Raw genomic sequence first — 3,597 nt, forward strand, 5'->3', positions numbered from 1 at the left:
GCCAAGCTCGGCGACACTTGCTCGTATAAAAAGATCTCGCAGGACTATACGAGTCGTCGAGTGGCGCGGAGCCGAGGACAGCCCACATGTTTTCGCTGCATTCAGTGAGCTACAGGAAGTTCATCGAGCTGAACCGAATGCTTAAGCTGCCCACTCCGCCTACTCGAACATCTGGCTAGCCGGAAAATAGCACTCACCGGTCTCGTTGGCATGGCGCTTCTTGCGGCGCAGCAGTTCATCGAGTCGGCCGCGACCCTCAAAGACGAAGAATAGATCTCCTCCATCCAGGGTCATGAAGGGAGTGGCTTGACTGTACCTCTTACGAGCCGGAAGCGTGAGTCCGTTGACACTGACGATCAGTCCAAGTGCATTCTTTCCCTTTCCGTGGACCTTCGCTGCGAAAGCGTCTGCCTGTTCGCGGTTAGCACCTGTCTTTGTCCATTTTGCTTCCATTATGTAGTCGTCGGTGTCGAAGGTGAAGGCGCCGTCTATCTGCTCAGTCTCTAGGCTATAACCCAGCCTCGGATCTAGATCGAACAGTTCAAAAAGATTATTCAAGAATCCTTCGAAGAGCTTTCCTCGGCGGTGGGGATCGCTCATATCATGAAGCTCGAAGAATGTTGCTCGAAGCGATGCTAGCTCGTCGGAGAACCGCCTCTGTACGCCGACCTTCTCAAAGTAGGAAGCGCGTTCGGCGCATTCGAATTCTTCCCTTTCCTTCGCGCGGGCACCGTGCTCTTCGGTGTGCTTCCGTAGCTCCGCAACAGCGTTGATGGCTCGGGGCAGCCATTTATCCGAGTCCTCGTGTTGCTCCAGCTCAGGGAAGCTATCCATCTCTGCTACCTCAAGCATCAGAGCTACCGTGGTACGCTGATACCGAGATTCACCGTCTATGAGACGATCAACAACGGAATCTGCAATCTCTCGCTTCTTCAATTTGAAATCGATGCCCGCCAACACCTCAGGATGATCGCGAAGGGGCGCACGCAGGTGGCGTTCAAGAGATGGTTTGTACCAGTACACAAGCGCCAGTGCCGAGCGGAGCGCTTGGTAAGCTGATCCAGAAATTCGCTTGTAGTTCCGGTCCCCCCGGTCTGCCGCCATGCCTCGCCACGCCTTCCTAGCCCAAGGTCGCGTCTTAGAACGCCTCATGATCCTGCGGCGATCCTACCGGCCAAAGCCGGTTTCCGGGGGAATGCTACTTTCGACCGATGGGCGGTGTGAGCTGAGACGCACCCGGCGAGCATGGCGCGCCAGCGCCACGCGCAGCCGTCGCGCGGCGCGGCCCGCGCCGCGCCCTTGATCTAAAACCGGATAATTCGGCAACTCGCGGGCTTATGATCGGTCTTGCCGGTGCTGTAGCCGGTCAGGTTGTGACGGTGCTCTGACTGGCGGCGTCTGTGTGCGTGCTGGGTGTCCATTCGTCTTCGAGGATGGAATGGACGATGGAGTCACGCCAGGCATCGCGGACGAGGACGTGTCCGCGGATACGTCCTTCTTCGATCATGCCGAGTCTGCGCATGAGCCGGTCGGAGACGGTGTTGTCGGGGGAGCGGGCACCCCAGATGCGGTGCATCCCGAGTTCGGCAAAGCCGAGGCGGTGCAGGAGTCGGACGGTTTCCGCGCCGTAGCCGCGGCCCCACTGATCGGCGCGGAGCGCGAACCCGATTTGGGCGCTGCGTTGGGCGGGGTGGCCACTGTCGATGGCAAGCCGGCCGAACCCGATCATCAGGTGGGTGTCGGGGATCGCGACGGCAAGGGAGTATTCGACCCGGGGTTCGATGGTGGATGTCCGGATGGCCATGGCGATCGTGGCGGCGACCTGGCCGCGGTTACGTGGCTCGAAGCTCATGTGCCGGGTGACGGTGGGGTCGCCGTAGACGGCAAGTAGCGCGTCTATGTCGTCTTCGGTGAACTCTCGCAAGCACAGGCCGTCGCTGTCGATCCGCACCGGGTACACCCGGCTGACCTTATCGAAGTGCGGCGGCGGCCGAGACGGCGGAGAACGCTTCGATCTCCTGTTGAAGGTCGCGTGCCGCGGTGGTCTCCGCGGCCGGTCCCGAACGTAGGGCGGTGTGTACCCGGTTGGCGCTGGCGATGATCCCGGCGATGCGCTGGTCGGCGGGCAGATCGAGGACGGGGCGGAGTGCCTCGACTGCGCCTTCGAGGTTCCCGCCGGTGAGCCGGGCCAATGCCTGGTCGGCGCGGGCTCCGGCCTCGTCGCTGAAGGATCGTTCGTCGACGGTGGCGTGTTCGTATGCGGCGATCGCCTCGGTGGCGGTTTCCTCCGCGCGGAGGTAGGCGCCGTCCACCCAGATGCGGGCGTCAGCGGCGTAGTAGAGCTGCCGCGGTCGGGTGAAGGTCAGGATGCCGCCGAACTCGTCCAGCTCGTCGGGCTCGATGCGTTCCCGGGCCTCGTCGGCACGGATGATCGCGCTTTCGGCCTGCTCCGCGGCGCCGAGTACCGCCCAGCTCCGGGCCTTCTTGGGCGAGAAGCCATGTCTTGGCCGTCCCATGGACCCGTTGCGCGGGTTCGGCGCCCAACTCGGCGTACTGCACGGCTTCACGGTGACGACCGGCCCAGTAGGCGATCATCGATTGGAGTCCGCGGGTCCAGATCTTGAGGCCGTCATGCCCGGCGTTGTCCGCGCAGATGTAAGCGGTGCGGGCCTGCGTCATCGCGGCTTGTGGCTGCCCGACGTCGTGTGATGCCTTCGCGAGCATCCCGGACACCGCACCGGCCAACAGGTACAAGCTCCGATTGGTTGCTGAGACCTGCCGGGCCTCCAGCAGTCGAAACGTGGCTTCCTGGAGGTCAACGAGATCGCCGAGGATCGTCGAAAGGGGACTCACGGGGTAGGCGCGGGCGAGGCGGGTCACCTCATCGTGGACCAGATCGATGGTGTCGGGTCCGACGTTGTCGCTGCCGACTGCGACCGCGAAGCGCAGTGCTTTCCGTGCGGCCATCGTGACCAGCCCCTCCACCTGTTGGACAGGAACGCCGAACCAGTTGTCGGCGGCCTCAAGGAGTCAGTGCGCCACATGTGATAAATCTTGTGGCTCACTGATGGGAGACTTGGGTGCGGGGTCAGCCGGCGTTAGAGTCGGTCGGCGCGTCGTGAGGCTGCTTCCGCGCGCATCTGGTCGAGGAATGTGGTGGTGGTGCGTTCTTCGGCGAGCTCGTCGGTGATGGTGTCATCATCGGTGGTGTCATCGCCGGCGCCGGTGGCCCAGGAGACGACGAGCGCACGCCGGGTGGGGTTGTAGGCGTACCGGGTCATCGCCTGCTTTCTCCTCTTGTCGTTACCGGCCTGCTTCGCCGTGTATGCCGGTACTGGTCTGGAGATCGCCTTGGTCCAGGGGTGGTACACCGTGTCGATCTTCTTCGGGCACGGTCTGTAACCGTGATCGAAAGTGTGAAATTTGGTTGCTGTCGCAATGGCAACACCCTGGCAATACCAGGGTCATTTATGGATCTTTATTGCGATCTCTGCGACCTGTTCGTGCAGGTCAGCGGGGGTGGGGCGGGTGGGACTCGAACCCACGACCGACGGATTATGAGAGCCGCCCCCGTGATGTTGCGACGTGCCATTGACT

Annotated in this window: 4 protein-coding genes; all 4 read right to left on the reverse strand. The window is 62.3% G+C overall.

Going from position 1 to position 3,597, the window contains the following annotated elements:
* Nucleotides 1-159: 159 nt before the first annotated feature.
* Nucleotides 160-1,104: a hypothetical protein gene (locus U9980_RS25025; protein WP_322770174.1), complete on the reverse strand. Its 945-nt coding sequence runs from the start codon at nucleotides 1,102-1,104 to the stop codon at nucleotides 160-162.
* 262 nt (nucleotides 1,105-1,366) lie between these two features.
* A complete protein-coding gene (locus U9980_RS25030; RefSeq protein WP_322770175.1) occupies nucleotides 1,367-1,960 on the reverse strand; it encodes a GNAT family protein in 594 nt (197 codons plus the stop codon).
* Nucleotides 1,961-1,970: 10 nt separating this feature from the next.
* Nucleotides 1,971-2,516 (reverse strand): hypothetical protein, encoded by a 546-nt coding sequence (locus tag U9980_RS25035; protein ID WP_322770176.1) that lies wholly within the window; start codon nucleotides 2,514-2,516, stop codon nucleotides 1,971-1,973.
* A 582-nt stretch (nucleotides 2,517-3,098) separates the two neighbouring features.
* Entirely contained in the window at nucleotides 3,099-3,371 is a 273-nt protein-coding gene (locus U9980_RS25040; RefSeq protein WP_322770177.1) for a hypothetical protein, read from the reverse strand.
* Nucleotides 3,372-3,597: the final 226 nt, after the last annotated feature.

Origin of the sequence: Protofrankia sp. Cr1, assembly GCF_963555865.1 — a bacterium.
GTDB lineage: Bacteria > Actinomycetota > Actinomycetes > Frankiales > Frankiaceae > Protofrankia.